The organism is Herbiconiux sp. (assembly GCF_023264855.1).
Classification (GTDB): domain Bacteria; phylum Actinomycetota; class Actinomycetes; order Actinomycetales; family Microbacteriaceae; genus Herbiconiux.
On record NZ_JAHFUW010000008.1, the window covers coordinates 56,719 to 72,062 of the forward strand.

The following is a 15,344-nucleotide window of genomic DNA, read 5'->3' on the forward strand; positions in this document are numbered from 1 at the left end:
TGCACAGGCGGCCGACGTCCAGCACGGTCGGCATAGGCTGGAGGCATGAGTTTTGGATCGTTCCCCGATGTCCGGCCGCGCCGGCTCCGCTCCACCCCGGCGATGCGCCGGCTGGTCGCCGAGACGCGGATCGATCCGGCGCAGCTCGTGCTGCCGCTGTTCGTGCGCGACGACGTCGTGGAGCCCGTTCCGCTCACCTCGATGCCCGGCGTGCTGCAGCACAGCTTCGACAGCCTGAAGGCGGCGGTCACCGAGGCGGCGGAGGCCGGCCTGGGCGGAGTGATGCTCTTCGGCGTGCCGGCCGACCAGGCCAAAGACGCACAGGGCACGGCAGCCACCGACCCCGACGGCGTGCTCAACGCAGCCACGCGCATCGTGGCGGCCGAGGTGGGAGACGCCCTCGTGGTGCAGACCGATCTCTGCCTGGACGAGTTCACCGACCACGGCCACTGCGGAGTGCTCGACGCCCGCGGCGCCGTCGACAACGACGCCACCCTGCTGCGCTACCGCGACATGGCCCTCGAGCAGGCGCGTGCGGGCTCCCAGCTGCTTGGCCTCTCCGGCATGATGGACGGCCAGGTCGGTGCCGTGCGCACCGCCCTCGACGCGGAGGGCTTCGACGAGGTGGCCATCCTCGCCTATGCCGCCAAGTACGCCTCGGCGTTCTACGGCCCGTTCCGGGAGGCCGTCGGATCGACGCTGCGCGGCGACCGCAAGACCTATCAGCTCGACCCCGCGAACCGCCGCGAGGGCCTGCGCGAAGCTGTTCTCGATGTGGCGGAAGGCGCCGACATCGTGATGGTGAAGCCGGCTCTCAGCTACCTCGATCTGGTCGCCGACGTGTCGGCCGCGGTTCCCGTGCCGGTCTGGGCGTACCAGGTGTCGGGCGAGTACGCGATGATCGAGGCGGCTGCGGCGAACGGCTGGATCGATCGGGAGCGCGCCATCCTCGAGTCGCTCGTGAGCATCCGCCGTGCCGGTGCCGAAGCCGTGCTCACCTACTGGGCGGTCGAGGTCGCCCGTGTCCTGAAGGGATCAGCATGACAGGGATCCGCACGACCGCGGTCACAGACACCACCGCCGCCGCGCTCGGCGTGAGCAACGCCGAGCAGTTCGAGCGCGCTCAGCGCTCCATCCCGGGCGGTGTCAACTCGCCCGTGCGCGCCTTCCGCTCGGTGGGCGGCACTCCCCGCTTCCTGGTGTCCGCGCGGGGGCCATACGTCACCGACTCGGAGGGCGTCGAATACGTCGACCTGGTGTGCTCGTGGGGCCCCGCCATCCTCGGCCACGCGCATCCCGAGGTGGTGGCCGCCGTGCAGGAGGCCGCCGCCCGCGGGCTGTCGTTCGGCGCCACGACGCCGGCCGAGACCGATCTCGCCGAACTCGTGCGCGGGCGGGTGGAGGCCGGCGGCGTCCACCCTATCGAGAAGCTCCGCCTCGTCTCCACCGGCACCGAAGCCACCATGACCGCCATCCGGCTGGCTCGAGGGTTCACCGGCCGAGACGTGCTGATCAAGTTCGCGGGCCACTACCACGGGCACTCCGACTCGTTGCTGGCGGAGGCCGGATCGGGGCTCGCGACGCTCGCGCTCCCCGCCTCGGCGGGCGTTCCCGCCGCCACGGCCGCCCTCACGATCGTGCTGCCCTACAACGACCTCGAGGCCGTGCGCGAGGTGTTCTCGGCGCGCGGCGACGAGATCGCCGCGATCATCGTCGAGGCGGCGCCGGCCAACATGGGTGTCGTGCCGCCGGCGCCCGGCTTCAACGCGGCCCTGGCCGACATCGCGCACGCGCACGGCTCGCTGCTGATCGTCGACGAGGTGCTTACCGGGTTCCGGGTGGGCCCCGCGGGCTGGTGGGGCCTGGAGAACCCGGGCCGTCCGGTGGCCGAGCTGCACCGGGACGCCCCGGATGCCGGCCACGTTCCGGCGTACGTGCCCGACCTCGTGACCTTCGGCAAGGTCGTCGGAGGCGGGATGCCGCTCGCTGCCCTGGGCGGCCGGGCCGACGTGATGGACCACCTCGCCCCCCTCGGGCCGGTGTACCAGGCCGGTACGCTCTCGGGCAATCCGGTGGCGGTCGCCGCCGGTCTCGCCACGCTCCGCCTGGCCGACGCCTCGGTCTACGAGGCGCTCGATGCCACGGCCCGCACCATCTCGACCGCCGTCTCCGAGGCATTCGCGACGGCCGGGGTAGCGCACAGCGTGCAGCGGGCGGGAAACCTGTTCAGCTTCACGTTCGGCTCGGCCACGCCACCGCGCGACTACGCCCAGGTGCAGCAGCAGGAAGCGTTCCGCTACGCGCCGTTCTTCCACTCCCTGCTCGACGCCGGCGTCGCGCTCCCGCCCTCGGTCTACGAGGCGTGGTTCGTCTCCGCGGCCCACGACGAGACGGCGATCGGGCGGATCCTGGAGGCTCTGCCCGCAGCGGCGGCCGCCGCTGCCGCCGCCCGCCGATAGATTCCCGAATCGTTATATAGCCGACAGGGCCAAACCCTGCCCTTCTTCAGCCAAGCCACGGCAGACTAGGACCATGGCCGTTCTCTTCGTCCACACCGATCGCCTCGAGATCCGCCTCACGCGCGCCGAGAAGATGCTGTCGCTGCGCCGCACCGACATCGTGGTGCCGTTGGACGGCATCCGCTCGGCCGCACTCACTGACGACCCGTGGGTCTGGGTGCGCGGTATCCGGGCCCCCGGGGCGGCGATTCCGCTCACCCTGGCGGTGGGCACGTGGAAGTTCCACGACGGCAAAGACTTCCTGCTCGTGAAGGGAACCCGCACCTCGGTGGTGATTGACCTCGAGGGTCAGGAGTTCTCACGGCTGATCATCACCACCTCGCACTCGATCGAGCTGTTGCGTGCTCTGCGGCTGCCTCCGCTGGAGGGCACCGAGATCATCGACTGATCGGCTCCGGCGCCGCATCCGGTGAGTGCGACCGTCGGTCGCAGTCCAGCGGCCTCAGAGCGCCGGGTCGACCACGGTGCGTCCGCGCACCTTGCCGTCGAGGATGCGCTCGGCCACCTCGAGGGCGCCGGTCAGCGGCACGGTCTCGGTCATCGAGTCGAGCGCGTCGAGATCGAGTTCCGCGGCCAGCGCGGCCCACGCCCGCTCGCGTAGGGCGAGCGGCGCCTCGACGGAGTTCGCTCCCGTCAGGGTCACCGAGCGCAGGATGAACGGCATCACGGTCGTCGGCAGGTCACCGCCCTGGGCCAGCCCGCAGGCCACGACCGTTCCCCCGTAGGTCGTCTGCGCCAGCACGTTCGCGAGGGTATGGCTGCCCACGCTGTCGATGGCGCCCGCCCAGCGCTGCCCCTGCAGCGGCTTGCCGGGCTCGCCGAGCGGCGCGCGCTCGATCACGTCCGACGCACCGAGCCCGCGGAGATACGCGCCCTGCTCCTGCACCCGGCCGGACGACGCCACGACCATGTAGCCGCGCGACGACAGGAGCGACACCGCGAGGGAGCCGACCCCGCCGGCGGCGCCGGTGACCAGCACCTCGCCGGCATCCGGGGTCACGCCCGCGTCTTCGAGGGCCAGTACGGCGAGCATGGCGGTGAAGCCCGCCGTGCCGATCGCCGCCGCCCGCTGCGGAGAGATGCCGTCCGGAAGCGCGATCAGCGCATCCGGCCGCACCCGGGCGCGGGTCGCGAGGCCGCCATGGCGCGACTCGCCGATGCCGTCGCCGGTCAGCACGACCAGATCGCCGACGCCGAACCGGGGGGAACCGGAGGCCGAGACCCGGCCCACCACGTCGATCCCTGCCACCAGGGGCCACTCGCGCACGACGCCCGGGCGGCCGAGCAGTGCCAGGCCGTCTTTGTAGTTTATGCCGGAGAAGAGCACGTCGAGATCGACGGCCTCGTCACCGCCGGATCCGTGGAAGAACTCCTGCTCGTCGATCTCGAGCAGCTGCGCCTTCGACCCCTTCTCGGTCACCACGAGTGCGTCGGCCACGGCTTCTCCTTCGTCGGACATGCTTCATCGAACAGCGGGCGGATGCGGGACGGATCCGCTCTCCACGCTAGCCCCGTGAGCGGCTCACGACACGTCGCGGCGCCAGCTGGTGAAGTAGCCGATCACCGTGGCGACGACGGCGATGCCGGCGAGGACCAGCCCGCCCTGCCACCATTCCAGACCGGTGCCCGCGGGCGTCGCGATCAAGAAGATGCTCGACCCCACCAGGGCATCGCTCGCCGCGCCCGGCAGGAACTGGCCCAGCTGCGCCGACCAGTCGGTGATGCTCGAGCCGAACCGCAGCAGCGGCTCCAGGAACTGCGTGAACGCCAACACGATCACGATCGCGGCCACCTGGCTGGGCACCAGGGTGCCGAGGCCGACGCCGATCACGGCCCACAGCGCCATCGCCAGCACCGAGCGGCCGACGAAGGCCCACACCTCGGGGTCGCCGAGCAGCGGATCCACGCCGAATCCCGCGAGCACGCCCGCGCCGGCACCCATCGAGGCCAGCAGGGCGATCACCCCGAACACGGCGCCCACCAGCAGCATCGTGATGAACTTGCCGCTCAGGGCGATCACCCGGCGCGGTTGCGCCAGGAAGGTGGGGGTGAGCGCCTGGAACCGGAACTCGCTGGTCACCGCGAGGGCGCCGAACAGTACCGGGAAGACGTAGCCCACGGCCGTGGCGAAGCTGTAGATGAGCAGCGGCAGCTGGGCCTCGGGCACGACCGGCCCGCCGGCGCGCGTGCCGACCCCGCTCAGGATGGCCGCGAGGCCGCCGGCGCACAGGGCGACGTAGCCGACCATGATCACCGCGAGCACCCACCACAGCCGCGTGCTCAGGACCTTCGTGAATTCCGACCGGACGGCCGCGACGAGCTTCACAGCGCGCCCTCCTCTCCGACCAGCGCGAGGAAGGATTCCTCCAGGCCCGTGCGTTTCTGCGACAGCGCGGTCACCGGTATCCCCGCATCGAAGGCGAGCCGGCCGATCTCGGCGGCTTCGGCGTTCTCGACCAGCACCCCCGAGCGCAGTGACGCGACCGTGTAGCCGGCCGAGCGGATGACCTCGGCCAGCCGTTCGCGGTCGTCGGCGTTCACCTGCACCTGTTTCGAGTCGGAGACGTCGAGGCTGGAGAGCTCGCCGCGGTGCACCAGTTTGCCGTGCGCGATGATGATCACGTCGTCGACGGTCTGCTGCACCTCGCTCAGCAGGTGCGAGCTGATCAGCACCGTGCGGCCCTCGGCGGCCATCCCGCGAAGCAGCAGGCGGATCCATTTGATGCCCTCGGGGTCGAGGCCGTTGATCGGTTCGTCGAGCACGAGCACCGCCGGGTCGCCCAGCAGCGCGAAGGCGAGGCCGAGTCGCTGACGCATCCCCAGCGAGTAGCCGCCCACGCGGCGGTCGGCGTAGCCGGAGAGCCCCACCTTCTCCAGTGCCGCCTCCGGAGCGGTCTTCGGCAGACCGGCGGCCTGCGCGTAGACGGCGAGATGGTTGCGGGCGGATCGGCCCGGGTGGAAGCTGGCGGCCTCGAGAGAGGCGCCCACGGTGGCCAGGGGCGATTCCAGCGCCGCGTAGGGCGTGCCGCCGAACGTCGCCGTACCGGAGGTGGGGCGTACCAGGCCCAGCAGCATCCGGAGCGAGGTGGTCTTGCCGGCACCGTTGGGGCCGAGGAAGCCGGTGACCTGGCCCGGTTCCACCGTGAGGCTGAGGTCGGAGACGGCGTCGACGGTGCCGAATGTCTTCGTCAGATGAGCGAATTCGATGGGTACGCCGGTGGGCATGGATCGTGTCCTGTCGGTGTCCGGAGGGGGTACGGGCGGTGATGGCCGTCTTTCCAGCCTAGGGTGACCGCAGCTGCTTGTCACAGCATTCAGGCGAAGCTGCGAGAATCCCAGAGACGAAAGGATGCCTTCGATGGCCGAGAGCGTGGAGCCCTCGCTCGACGACCTCGAGGAGGCCAGCCTCGTCGAGCACATCCGGCGGCGCACCTTCCGCGGCTCCGTCGGCCTCGTGGTCGACAGCGCGTTCTTCTTGTTCGGCACCATCTCGACCGCCTGGCTGGCCTACCTCGTGGTGACCGAGTCGTTCGCCCGCGGCTGGCAGCAGCTCTGGTTCCTGCTGGTGTTCTGGGTGGTGGTGGCGTACCTCCTGCTTCCCCGGGTGCACAGCATCCTGACTCTGTTCTACGTTCCCGACTACTTCATCGGCCGGGCCAAGACCCGTGAGGGCCTGCTCGGCGATCCGGTGAACGTCGCCTTCCGCGGCACCGAGCAGCAGATCCACACCGCGATGATCCGCGCCGGATGGCACACCGCCGACGACATGGGGCTCACCTCGGCCCTGCGCACCGTTCGCGGAACCCTGCTGAAGCGCAGCTACCCCGGCGCACCCGTCTCACGGCTCTATCTGTTCGGCAACGTGCAGGACTTCACCTATCAGCAGGAGGTGTCGGGCAACCCGTCCAAGCGCCACCACGTGCGCTTCTGGCGCTGCCCGCAGGGCTGGCTGCTGCCGGGCGGGCACACGGCCGACTGGCTGGCCGCCGGCACCTACGACCGCAGCATCGGCATCTCGTTCTTCACCCTGCAGGTGACGCACCGCATCGACAAGGAGACCGACAAGGAGCGCGACCACATCGTGGCGACGCTGATCGAGTCGAACGAGCAGGCCTCGGTGGAGCTGATCCGCAACTTCTCCACCGGCTACCACCACGTGAACGGCGGCGGCGACGCCATCACCACCGACGGCGACCTGCCGGTGGTCGACCTGCGCGAGATCGAGGTCGAGACCGATGTCGACGGTGCCGCGGCGACTCTCGAGCCCACGGTGGCGCCCACCCCCTCCGCCGTCTTCTCCGAGACCCCGATCGCGGGCCGCCGCCGCCCGGCCTCGATCTACCTCGGCGTGCTGCTGATGGTGCTGCGCGTGCTGTCGGCCCTCGGCGCCGCCGCCGTGGTGGCCTTCTCGATCGGCGACGGCGAGCTCGACCTGCGCACCCTGACCGGGGCGCTCACTCCCGCCGACGCCCATTTCCTCGCCTCGCTCGTGGCCGCCCTGTTCGTCTCGGTCGCCCTGATCATCAGCGCCCTGTACTCGGTGCTGGCCTACCTCATCTACCACGGCCACAACTGGGCCCGCTTCGCCGGCATGGGCATCAGCGCCGCAGCCGTGCTCGTCACCGCTCTGGACTTCATCAACGGCGGTCCCGAGATCACCCTGCAGACCAACCTGGTGGGGCTCTCCTTCGACGTGCTCGTGCTGCTCGCGCTCTCCGGCACCGAGGCCCGCAAGTTCTCGCACCGCCGCGCGGTGGAGCGCCGCGAGGCCCGCCGTGAACGCCGCGAGGCCAAGCGCCTGCTCGGCCGGTTCAGCTGACGCTGCGCGTGCCCTCGGGCAGCCCGCCTCCCGCGTAGAGCCCGAGCGCGGCGTCTTGCAGCGCGGTGAGCGCCACTCGCTGCGGCCAGGGACCGTAGGAGATGCGCGCGACGCCGAGCTGCTCGTACTCGGCCGGGGTGAGCGATCCGGGCCCGCCGATCACGCTCACCCGGCGCTCGCCGAGGCCCTCCACCAGCCGCTCCGCGAGGCCACGATCGACCGGTCCCGGCACGAAGACGCAGGCCGCGCCCGCGTCGAGGTAGGCGCGGCCCCGCTCGATGGCGTCCTCGATCGCATCGTCGAGCGGCCGGTCTCCGCGTCGCAACAGCGCATCCGTTCGCGCATTCAGCACGAAGCGCACGCCCTCGGCCTCGGCGGCCTTCATCACCTCGGCCACGTTCTCGACCGACTCGATGTGCGGCCGCAGGGCGTCTTCGAGGTTCGCGCCGACCACGCCCACGCCGATCGCCCGCCGCACCGTCTCGCCCGGGTCGCCGTAACCGGCCTCGAGGTCGGCCGTGACGGGCAGGGTCGTGGACAGCGCGATGCGGCCGACGGCCTCGATCATCAGGTCGACCGGGATGCGCTCGCCGTCGTCGAATCCGTACGACGCGGCGATCGCGTGGCTCGCGGTGGCCAGCGCCTTCGTCTCGGGGAGGGCGGCGATCGCGGCGGCGCTCGCGACATCCCACACGTTCACGAGCGTGAGGATCTGCGGGGCGTGGTGCAGCGCGAGCAGCTCGTCGGCGCGGTCGTGGATGAGCTCGTGGCTGGTCATGCGCCGAGCCTACGATGCCGAGGGCGGGGTGGGATCTCCTCGGGGTGGGTCGGGCCGCGGAGTCAGGCCGGGAGATGCTCCGGGCATCCGATCGGGGAGGTGTCGCCGGCGCACGCCTCGCAGACCACGAGCTGCGACCGGCAGGAGGGCTCGAAGCAGTTCTGCATGCGCGAGGTGGCCCTCTCGCAGCGCACGCAGTGGCCGATGACGGCGGCGCCGGGGGAGAAGGCGACCGACCCGCGGGCGTCGAAGACGTACAGCGACCCCTCCCAGAGGCCCTTGTCGCCGAAGGTCTCGCCGTAGCGCACGATGCCGCCGTCGAGCTGGTACACCTCGGTGAAGCCGCGTGCGCTCATCAGCGAGGAGAGCACCTCGCAGCGGATGCCGCCCGTGCAGTAGGTGACCACCGGCCGTTCCTTGAGATGGTCGTACCGCCCGCTGTCGAGCTCGGCGACGAAGTCGCGGGTGGTGGCGACATCCGGCACCACCGCACCGCGGAACCGGCCGATCTCGGCCTCGAAGGCGTTGCGGCCGTCGAAGAACACCACCTCGTCGCCGCGGGCCGCCACCTCGTCGACCAGCTCGTGCAGCTGCTCGGGCTGCAGCTTCACGCCACCGCCCACCACCCCGTGCTCGTCGACCTGCAGTTCGTGCGGCGCCCCGAAGCTCACGATCTCCTCGCGCACCTTCACGCTCAGCCGCGGGAAGTCGGTGCTGGGGCGGTAGACGGTGTGCCGGGAGGCCAGCTCGCTCTCGAGCCCCGTGCCCTCGCTCCACTTGGCCTCCAGGCCGGCGAAGGGGGCGAACTCGCGGGTCTTGCGCAGGTAGCGCTTGACCGCGTCCAGTTCGCCGCCGAGCGTGCCGTTGATGCCCTGGGAGGAGAGCAGGATGCGGCCGCGCAGCCCGAGCGACTCGCACAGATCGCGCTGCCACAGGCGCACGGCCTCGGGATCGGCGACCGGCGCGAACACGTAGTAGAGGATGATCTTCGGCACGGCCACCCGGCGATCTTAGTCGGCGCGACTGCGGTGCCCGCCCACGATCAGCCCACCTTTTTGTAGATCTCCGCAGACGACTTTCCGGTCTCGGGTGCCGAACCCTACGATCGGCCTCGTGCATTTCTTCTTCCGAACCCTCTTCCAGTCCTGGCGTTCGCGCTTCCGCTCGCGGCTGGGCATGTGGGACGTCGCATCGACGCCGTTCCGCGTGCTGCCGACGGATCTGGACGTGCTGAGGCACATGAACAACGGGGTCTACCTCTCCATCCTCGACATCGCACGCCTGGACCTGATGGTGCGCAGCGGCATGTGGAAGCGGCTGCAGACAGCGGGCTGGTATCCGGTGGTGGTGTCGGAGACCATCAGCTTCCGCCGCTCGCTCGAGCTGTGGCAGCGGTTCGACGTGCAGACCCGGGTGCTCGGTTTCGACGCCAAGGCGATCTACGTCGAGCAGCGCTTCGTGGTGGAGGGGGAGATATTCGCGCAGGCGTATATCCGAGCCCGCTTCCTCAAGCGCAGCGGGGGGACCGTGACCGTCGACGAGCTCGTCGACCTGGCCGGCACGTCGCCCGACTCCGCCGCGCTTCCGGATTGGATCCGCCAGTGGGGAGCGGATGCGCAGCTGCCGCCGAGCAGGGCCGCCGCTCCCAGCGTCTGGGGCTGAGACGTTGCCGGGCGCGAGCGGTCTGGCGGGTGGCTAGTCGCGGTCCAGTCCGTCTTCGAGCAGGGCCATCGCCGCGCTGTGACCGCCGAGGCCGGAGACCGCTCCGCCGCGGCGTGAGCCCGATCCGCAGAGCAGGATGCGGGGATGGCGGGTCGCCACGCCCCAGCGCTCGGCGGCGGTCGTGCGCGGCTCGTCGTCGTCGAGGAAAGGCCAGTCGAGGGCGCCGTGGAAGATGTTGCCGCCCGGAAGACCGAGCGCGCTCTCGAGGTCGGCGGTGGTCTTGGTCTCGATACAGGGTTCGCCGTGTGCATCGCGCAGCAGCAGCGGCTCGATCGGCTCCGCCAGCACGCTGTTCAGCGAGGCGAGCACGGCAGCCTGCAGCTCGGCCGCGCCGGCCCCGAGACGGTGCGGCGTGTGCAGGCCGAAGACGGTCAGGGTGTGGGCTCCGGATGCCGCCAGCTCGGGCGAGAGGATGCTCGGGTCGGTGAGGGAGTGGCAATAGATCTCGGCGGGGAGCAGGTCGGGCACCGCGCCAGCGGCCGCTTGTTCGAAGGCGCGCTCCAACTGGGTGGCCGTCTCGTTGATGTGGAAGGTGCCGCCGAACGCCGCGGCGGGCTCCACGGCCGCGTCGCGCAGGCGCGGGAGCCGGGACAGCAGGAGGTTGACCTTGACCTGGGCGCCCTCGGGCATCCGTTCGCCCGGGGTGGGCTCTCCGGCGTCGCCCAGGAGCCGTTCCAGCACCGAGGGCGCCACGTTCGCGAGGATCGCGGAGCCCTCGACGCGCGACTCGCCCTCGGCCGTGCGGTAGAACACCGCGCCGTCGGGGTCGACGGCGGTGACCTCGGCGCCCGTGCGGATGTGGGCGCCGGCCCGCTCGGCCGCACGCCTCAGCTCCCCACTGACGGCCCCCATGCCGCCGACCGGAACGTCCCAGTCGCCCGTTCCGCCGCCGATCACGTGGTAGAGCAGGCAGATGTTCTGCAGCAGCGAGTCGTCGTCGAGAGAGGCGAAGGTGCCGATCAGGGCATCCGTGGCCACGACGCCGCGCACGAGATCGTTCGCGAACCGGCTGCGGATCGTCTCGCCGACGGGCCGCTCCAGGAACGCGCGCCAGAGCTCGTCGTCGCCGAGCATCCGCCGGGCCTCGCTCCGTGTGGGAAGTGGCTCGAGGAGCGTCGGCCAGAAGGCGGCGGCCAAGGAGGCCAGCTCGGCTCCGAAGGCGTCGAAGGCCTCGGCGTCCGGTCCGGCGCCGATGGAGGCGAAGGATGCCCGGGTCGCGTCGAGGTCGTCACGATCGATCAGCAGGCCCCGGTCGGTGCCGGGGAGAGGGGTGTAGGAGGAGTAACGGCGGCGGCGGAGCTCGATCCGCAGGCCCAGCTCGTGGATGATGCGTGCCGGGAGGAGGCTCACCAGGTAGGAGTAGCGGGACAGCTTGGCATCCATGCCGGCGAAGGCATACGAGGAGACCGCCGCGCCGCCGACCTCCTCCAGCCGTTCGAGAACGCAGACGCTGCGGCCGGCCTTCGCGAGGTAGGCGGCCGCGACGAGTCCGTTGTGCCCTCCGCCGACGACCACGACGTCGAAACTCTCCCCAGGTCGCAAGTTGTCCACAGCTCGCATGGCATGAGCCTAGTCGGCACCCCCACGACCTATTCTCGAAGAATGGCCGAGCAGAACGACACCACCTCCGAACCCGCGGCGACCGATCTGGCCCGCGAGTCGGTGGAGCTGGCGCGCCGCTGGCTCGACGAGAGCCGGGATGCGGCGGTCGATCCCTCGGCCGAGCGGCTGGCCGGGGTGCTGAAAGACCCCGACGGCCTCGCGTTCACCGTGGGGTTCGTCGACGGCGTCGCGCGCCCCGAAGACGTGTTCGCGGCGGGCAAGAACCTGGGGCTGCTGGCGAAGAAGACCCCGCAGTTCCTGTCGTGGTACCTTCGCGCCGCGGCGAGCGCGGGCGGCACGCTGGGCGAAGTGGTGCCGGGGGTGGTGGTGCCGGCCGCCCGGAAGGTGCTGCGGTCGATGGTGGGTCACCTCATCGTCGATGCCCGGCCGTCGAAGTTCGGGCCGGCGGTGAAGGCGCTGCGGGAGAAGTCGGGCGGGGATGCCGTGCGGCTCAACATCAACCTGCTCGGCGAGGCGGTGCTCGGCGATCGCGAGGCGGCCAAGCGCCTTGAGGGCACGAAAGAGCTGCTGCAGCGGCCCGAGGTCGACTACGTCTCCGTCAAGGTCTCGTCGGTGGTGGGTGAGCTCTCGATGTGGGGCTTCGACCGCACGGTCGACGAGGTCGCGCAGACCCTCATGCCGTTGTACCGGATCGCGGCCCAGCGCGGCATCCTCGGGCTGGAGACCGGGGGCGAAGGCTCGCGCCGCAAGTTCATCAACCTCGACATGGAGGAGTACCGCGACCTCGATCTGACGATCGCGGTCTTCCAGCGCATCCTCGACGAACCCGATCTGCTCGACTACGAGGCGGGGATCGTGCTGCAGGCCTACCTTCCCGACGCGCTCGGCGCCCTGCAACGGCTGCACGCCTGGGCGGCCGAGCGCCGGGCTCGCGGCGGGGCCCCGATCAAGGTGCGGGTGGTGAAGGGCGCGAATCTCGCGCTGGAGCACGTCGACGCCGTACTGCACGGCTGGCCGCAGGCGCCGTTCGGCTCGAAGCAGGAGACCGACACCAACTACAAGCGGGTTCTCGACTGGGCGCTGCGCCCCGAGCACACCGATGCGGTGCACATCGGCGTCGCCGGCCACAACCTCTTCGACGTGGCCTGGGCCTGGCTGCTCGCGGGCCGGCGCGGCGTCACGCAGGCGGTCGACTTCGAGATGCTCCTCGGCATGGCGACCGCGCAGGCCGACGCCGTGCGGAAGACCGTCGGGCACCTGCTGCTGTACACGCCCGTCGTCTCGCCGGCCGAGTTCGACGTGGCGATCGGCTATCTCGTGCGTCGTCTCGAAGAGAACTCCGGCAGTGAGAACTTCCTCTCCTCCGTGTTCGACCTCGCCGGCTCGCCCGCTGCCTTCGAGAAGGAGCGCGACCGCTTCCTGGCCTCGCTCGCCGCGCTCGAGGCCGATCCGGATGCCGTGCCCGAGCCCAACCGACGGCAAGACCGCCAGGCCGGTGAGATCGAGCCCGCGGGCGCCCTCTTCGAGAACACGGCCGACACCGATCCCTCGCTCGCGGCGAACCGGGCCTGGGGTTCGCGCATCCTCGCGCGGGTGCACGACTCCGTTCTCGGCACCGAGACCATCGAGGCCGCCTGGGTCTCGGATCCGGATGCTCTGGAGGCCGTGATCGCCGGTGCGGTCGAAGCCGGCGCCGCGTGGGGCGCGCGGCCGGCATCCGAACGCGCGGGCTTCATCCGCCGGGCCGGGTATGCGCTCGAGGCCGACCGCGACCGGCTGATCGAGGTGATGGCCGCCGAGACCGGCAAGACGATCGACCAGGCCGATCCGGAGGTCAGCGAGGCGATCGACTTCGCGCGGTACTACGCCCACACCGCCGTGGAGCTGGATGCGGTCGACGGCGCGGCGTTCGTGCCCTCGAAGCTCACCGTGGTGGCGCCGCCCTGGAACTTCCCGGTGGCCATCCCGGCCGGCTCGGCGCTCGCCGCGCTCGCGGCCGGCAGCGCGGTCATCCTCAAGCCGGCGCCGCAATCCAAGCGGTCGGCGGCCGTGCTGGCCGAAGCGCTCTGGGAGTCGGGCATCCCCCGTGAGCTCCTGGTGCTCGTCGACCTCGACGAGGGGGAGCTGGGCCAGAAGCTGATGGCCGACGACCGGGTCGACCGGGTCATCCTCACCGGCGCCTACGAGACGGCGCACCTGTTCCGTTCCTGGCGGGCCGACCTGCCCCTGCTGGCCGAGACCAGCGGCAAGAACGCGATCGTGGTCACGCCGAGTGCCGACCTCGATCTCGCGGTCGCCGACATCGTCTCGAGCGCGTTCGGCCATGCCGGGCAGAAGTGCTCGGCGGCGAGCCTGGTCATCCTGGTCGGCTCGGTCGCGCAGTCCAAGCGATTCACCCGTCAGCTTCAGGATGCGGTGAGTTCGCTGCGGGTCGGCTATCCCGACGACCCCTCCGTGCAGATGGGCCCGCTGATCGAGCCGGCCTCGGGCAAGCTGGCGGAGGCGCTCACGACGCTCGGTGTCGGAGAGCGCTGGCTGGTCGAACCGGAGTCGCTCGACGACTCCGGGCGGCTCTGGTCGCCGGGGGTGCGCGAGGGGGTGCTGCCGGGAACACCGTTCCACCTCACCGAGTACTTCGGCCCGGTGCTCGGCATCATGCACGCTCCCACGCTCGAGAAGGCGATCGAGCTGCAGAACGCCGTGCCGTACGGGCTCACGGCCGGCATCCAGTCGCTCGACGCGGCCGAGATCGAGCAGTGGCTCGCGACCGTGCAGGCCGGCAACCTCTACGTCAACCGCGGCATCACCGGGGCCATCGTGCGCCGGCAGCCGTTCGGTGGCTGGAAGCGCTCGTCGGTGGGCGCCGGAGCGAAAGCGGGCGGCCCGAACTACCTCGTGCACCTCGGATCGTGGCGCGACGAGCCGGGGGCGCCGAGCGAAGGGCTGAGCCTCGCCGGCCTCGACCCGCGCGTCGTGGCGTTGCTCGAGGCGTCGACCGGCGGGCTCGAATGGAGCGACTTCGACGTCGCGCGCCGCGGGGCCAAGAGCGATCAGGCCGCCTGGGAGAGCACGTTCGCCGCGCGCGACGAGTCTGCGCTCGGGATCGAGTCGAACGTGCTGCGCTACGTCTCGGTGCCCGTGCAGGTGCGGCTCTCCGAGGGGCGGCCGCTGCACGAACTGGTGCGCGTGCTCGCGGCGGGTACGCTGGCGCGCTCGGCCGTGACCGTGAGTTCGGCGCTCAAGCTGCCGCGGCCGTTGCGGGCGCTGCTGAAGGAGCGCGGTGTGCGCGTCGTGATCGAGAAAGACGCGGCCTTCATCGGGCGTGCCGAAGGCCTGGTCGGTCAGGTGTCGCGCATCCGCTTGATCGGTGGCGATGCCCGGGCGCTCGCCGAGGCCCTCGGCGGCTCGGCGGATGTCGCCGTCTACGCCGGCGAGGTGACCCAGGCCGGGCGCATCGAGCTGCTGCCGTTCGTGGTGGAGCAGTCGATCAGCATCACGAACCACCGCTTCGGCAACCCGAGCGCACTCACCCGAGGGCTGCTGCCACCAGCCTGAGGGCTTCGTCGGCGGGAACCCCGAGGCTCGCGGCGCGGTCGGCATACGCGCGCGCCGCGGACTGCAGCTCACGGTGGGCCGGCGAGCCGGAGGCGGCCACGAACGAGCCGAGGCGTCCCCGGGTCTGGATCAGAGCATCCGTCTCCAGCTCGCGGTACGAGCGGGCCACGGTGTTGACCGCCACGCCCAGCTCGGCCGCCAGGGCGCGCACGGTGGGCAGCTTCGCTCCCGCCGCGAGCTCGCCCGAGGCGATCGCGTCGCGGATCCGCACGCGGATCTGCTCGAACGGAGGCATGGCGGCGTCCGGGCGCAGATCGATCGCAAGGCCGAGGCCCGTGCTGCCGGGTTCGCGTGCGGAGGCCGGAACGGTCGATCCGTTCTCTCCCAT

13 protein-coding genes are annotated in these 15,344 nt (G+C 71.2%); 6 read left to right on the forward strand and 7 right to left on the reverse strand.

The window, feature by feature from the left end:
* The first annotated feature begins 45 nt into the window (after positions 1–45).
* From hemB to Q0D75_RS05130, 3 genes are all read left to right on the forward strand, one after another.
* Positions 46–1,044 (forward strand): porphobilinogen synthase, encoded by a 999-nt coding sequence (hemB, locus tag Q0D75_RS05120; RefSeq protein WP_291050113.1) that lies wholly within the window; start codon positions 46–48, stop codon positions 1,042–1,044.
* A complete protein-coding gene (locus Q0D75_RS05125) occupies positions 1,041–2,459 on the forward strand; it encodes a glutamate-1-semialdehyde 2,1-aminomutase (protein ID WP_291050115.1) in 1,419 nt (472 codons plus the stop codon). The genes hemB and Q0D75_RS05125 overlap by 4 nt, the downstream gene beginning before the upstream one ends.
* Before the next feature lie 73 nt (positions 2,460–2,532).
* Positions 2,533–2,907 (forward strand): hypothetical protein, encoded by a 375-nt coding sequence (locus tag Q0D75_RS05130; protein ID WP_291050117.1) that lies wholly within the window; start codon positions 2,533–2,535, stop codon positions 2,905–2,907.
* A 54-nt stretch (positions 2,908–2,961) separates the two neighbouring features.
* On the opposite strand, the gene Q0D75_RS05135 is transcribed toward Q0D75_RS05130, so the two are convergent.
* From Q0D75_RS05135 to Q0D75_RS05145, 3 genes are all read right to left on the reverse strand, one after another.
* Entirely contained in the window at positions 2,962–3,957 is a 996-nt protein-coding gene (locus Q0D75_RS05135) for an MDR family oxidoreductase (RefSeq protein ID WP_291050119.1), read from the reverse strand.
* 84 nt (positions 3,958–4,041) lie between these two features.
* Positions 4,042–4,845, reverse strand: coding sequence for an ABC transporter permease (locus Q0D75_RS05140; protein ID WP_291050121.1), 804 nt, complete (start codon positions 4,843–4,845; stop codon positions 4,042–4,044).
* Positions 4,842–5,744: an ABC transporter ATP-binding protein gene (locus Q0D75_RS05145; RefSeq protein WP_291050123.1), complete on the reverse strand. Its 903-nt coding sequence runs from the start codon at positions 5,742–5,744 to the stop codon at positions 4,842–4,844. The genes Q0D75_RS05140 and Q0D75_RS05145 overlap by 4 nt, the downstream gene beginning before the upstream one ends.
* Positions 5,745–5,877: 133 nt before the next feature.
* Between Q0D75_RS05145 and Q0D75_RS05150 the strand changes: the two genes are divergently transcribed.
* Positions 5,878–7,338, forward strand: a complete 1,461-nt coding sequence (locus Q0D75_RS05150; RefSeq protein WP_291050125.1) for an LssY C-terminal domain-containing protein — start codon at positions 5,878–5,880, stop codon at positions 7,336–7,338.
* Here the strand turns inward: Q0D75_RS05150 and Q0D75_RS05155 are convergent.
* Both Q0D75_RS05155 and Q0D75_RS05160 read right to left on the reverse strand, forming a co-directional pair.
* Positions 7,331–8,116 (reverse strand): isocitrate lyase/phosphoenolpyruvate mutase family protein, encoded by a 786-nt coding sequence (locus tag Q0D75_RS05155; protein ID WP_291050127.1) that lies wholly within the window; start codon positions 8,114–8,116, stop codon positions 7,331–7,333. The two genes, Q0D75_RS05150 and Q0D75_RS05155, sit on opposite strands and share 8 nt — an antisense overlap.
* Before the next feature lie 62 nt (positions 8,117–8,178).
* A complete protein-coding gene (locus Q0D75_RS05160; RefSeq protein ID WP_291050129.1) occupies positions 8,179–9,117 on the reverse strand; it encodes a rhodanese-related sulfurtransferase in 939 nt (312 codons plus the stop codon).
* A 112-nt stretch (positions 9,118–9,229) separates the two neighbouring features.
* Here Q0D75_RS05160 and Q0D75_RS05165 point away from each other — a divergent pair, with 112 nt between their 5' ends.
* A complete protein-coding gene (locus Q0D75_RS05165) occupies positions 9,230–9,778 on the forward strand; it encodes a thioesterase family protein (protein WP_291050131.1) in 549 nt (182 codons plus the stop codon).
* A gap of 33 nt (positions 9,779–9,811) precedes the next feature.
* Here the strand turns inward: Q0D75_RS05165 and Q0D75_RS05170 are convergent, their stop codons facing one another.
* On the reverse strand, positions 9,812–11,398 hold the full coding sequence (locus Q0D75_RS05170; RefSeq protein WP_291050133.1) for an NAD(P)/FAD-dependent oxidoreductase: 1,587 nt from the start codon (positions 11,396–11,398) through the stop codon (positions 9,812–9,814).
* Positions 11,399–11,440: 42 nt separating this feature from the next.
* Between Q0D75_RS05170 and Q0D75_RS05175 the strand changes: the two genes are divergently transcribed.
* A complete protein-coding gene (locus tag Q0D75_RS05175) occupies positions 11,441–14,956 on the forward strand; it encodes a proline dehydrogenase family protein (RefSeq protein ID WP_291050135.1) in 3,516 nt (1,171 codons plus the stop codon).
* On the opposite strand, the gene Q0D75_RS05180 is transcribed toward Q0D75_RS05175, so the two are convergent.
* Positions 14,928–15,344, reverse strand: coding sequence for a GntR family transcriptional regulator (locus tag Q0D75_RS05180; protein WP_291050137.1), 417 nt, complete (start codon positions 15,342–15,344; stop codon positions 14,928–14,930). The genes Q0D75_RS05175 and Q0D75_RS05180 overlap by 29 nt on opposite strands.

What these genes read in the sequence shown, in the direction of transcription:
- hemB (WP_291050113.1), top strand. Translation starts at nt 46, where the DNA reads ATGAGTTTTGGATCGTTCCCCGATGTCCGGCCGCGCCGGCTCCGCTCC.
- Q0D75_RS05125 (WP_291050115.1), top strand. Translation starts at nt 1,041, where the DNA reads ATGACAGGGATCCGCACGACCGCGGTCACAGACACCACCGCCGCCGCG.
- Q0D75_RS05130 (WP_291050117.1), top strand. Translation starts at nt 2,533, where the DNA reads ATGGCCGTTCTCTTCGTCCACACCGATCGCCTCGAGATCCGCCTCACG.
- Q0D75_RS05145 (WP_291050123.1), bottom strand. Translation starts at nt 5,744, where the DNA reads ATGCCCACCGGCGTACCCATCGAATTCGCTCATCTGACGAAGACATTC.
- Q0D75_RS05150 (WP_291050125.1), top strand. Translation starts at nt 5,878, where the DNA reads ATGGCCGAGAGCGTGGAGCCCTCGCTCGACGACCTCGAGGAGGCCAGC.
- Q0D75_RS05155 (WP_291050127.1), bottom strand. Translation starts at nt 8,116, where the DNA reads ATGACCAGCCACGAGCTCATCCACGACCGCGCCGACGAGCTGCTCGCG.
- Q0D75_RS05170 (WP_291050133.1), bottom strand. Translation starts at nt 11,398, where the DNA reads ATGCGAGCTGTGGACAACTTGCGACCTGGGGAGAGTTTCGACGTCGTG.
- Q0D75_RS05175 (WP_291050135.1), top strand. Translation starts at nt 11,441, where the DNA reads ATGGCCGAGCAGAACGACACCACCTCCGAACCCGCGGCGACCGATCTG.
- Q0D75_RS05180 (WP_291050137.1), bottom strand. Translation starts at nt 15,344, where the DNA reads ATGGGAGAGAACGGATCGACCGTTCCGGCCTCCGCACGCGAACCCGGC.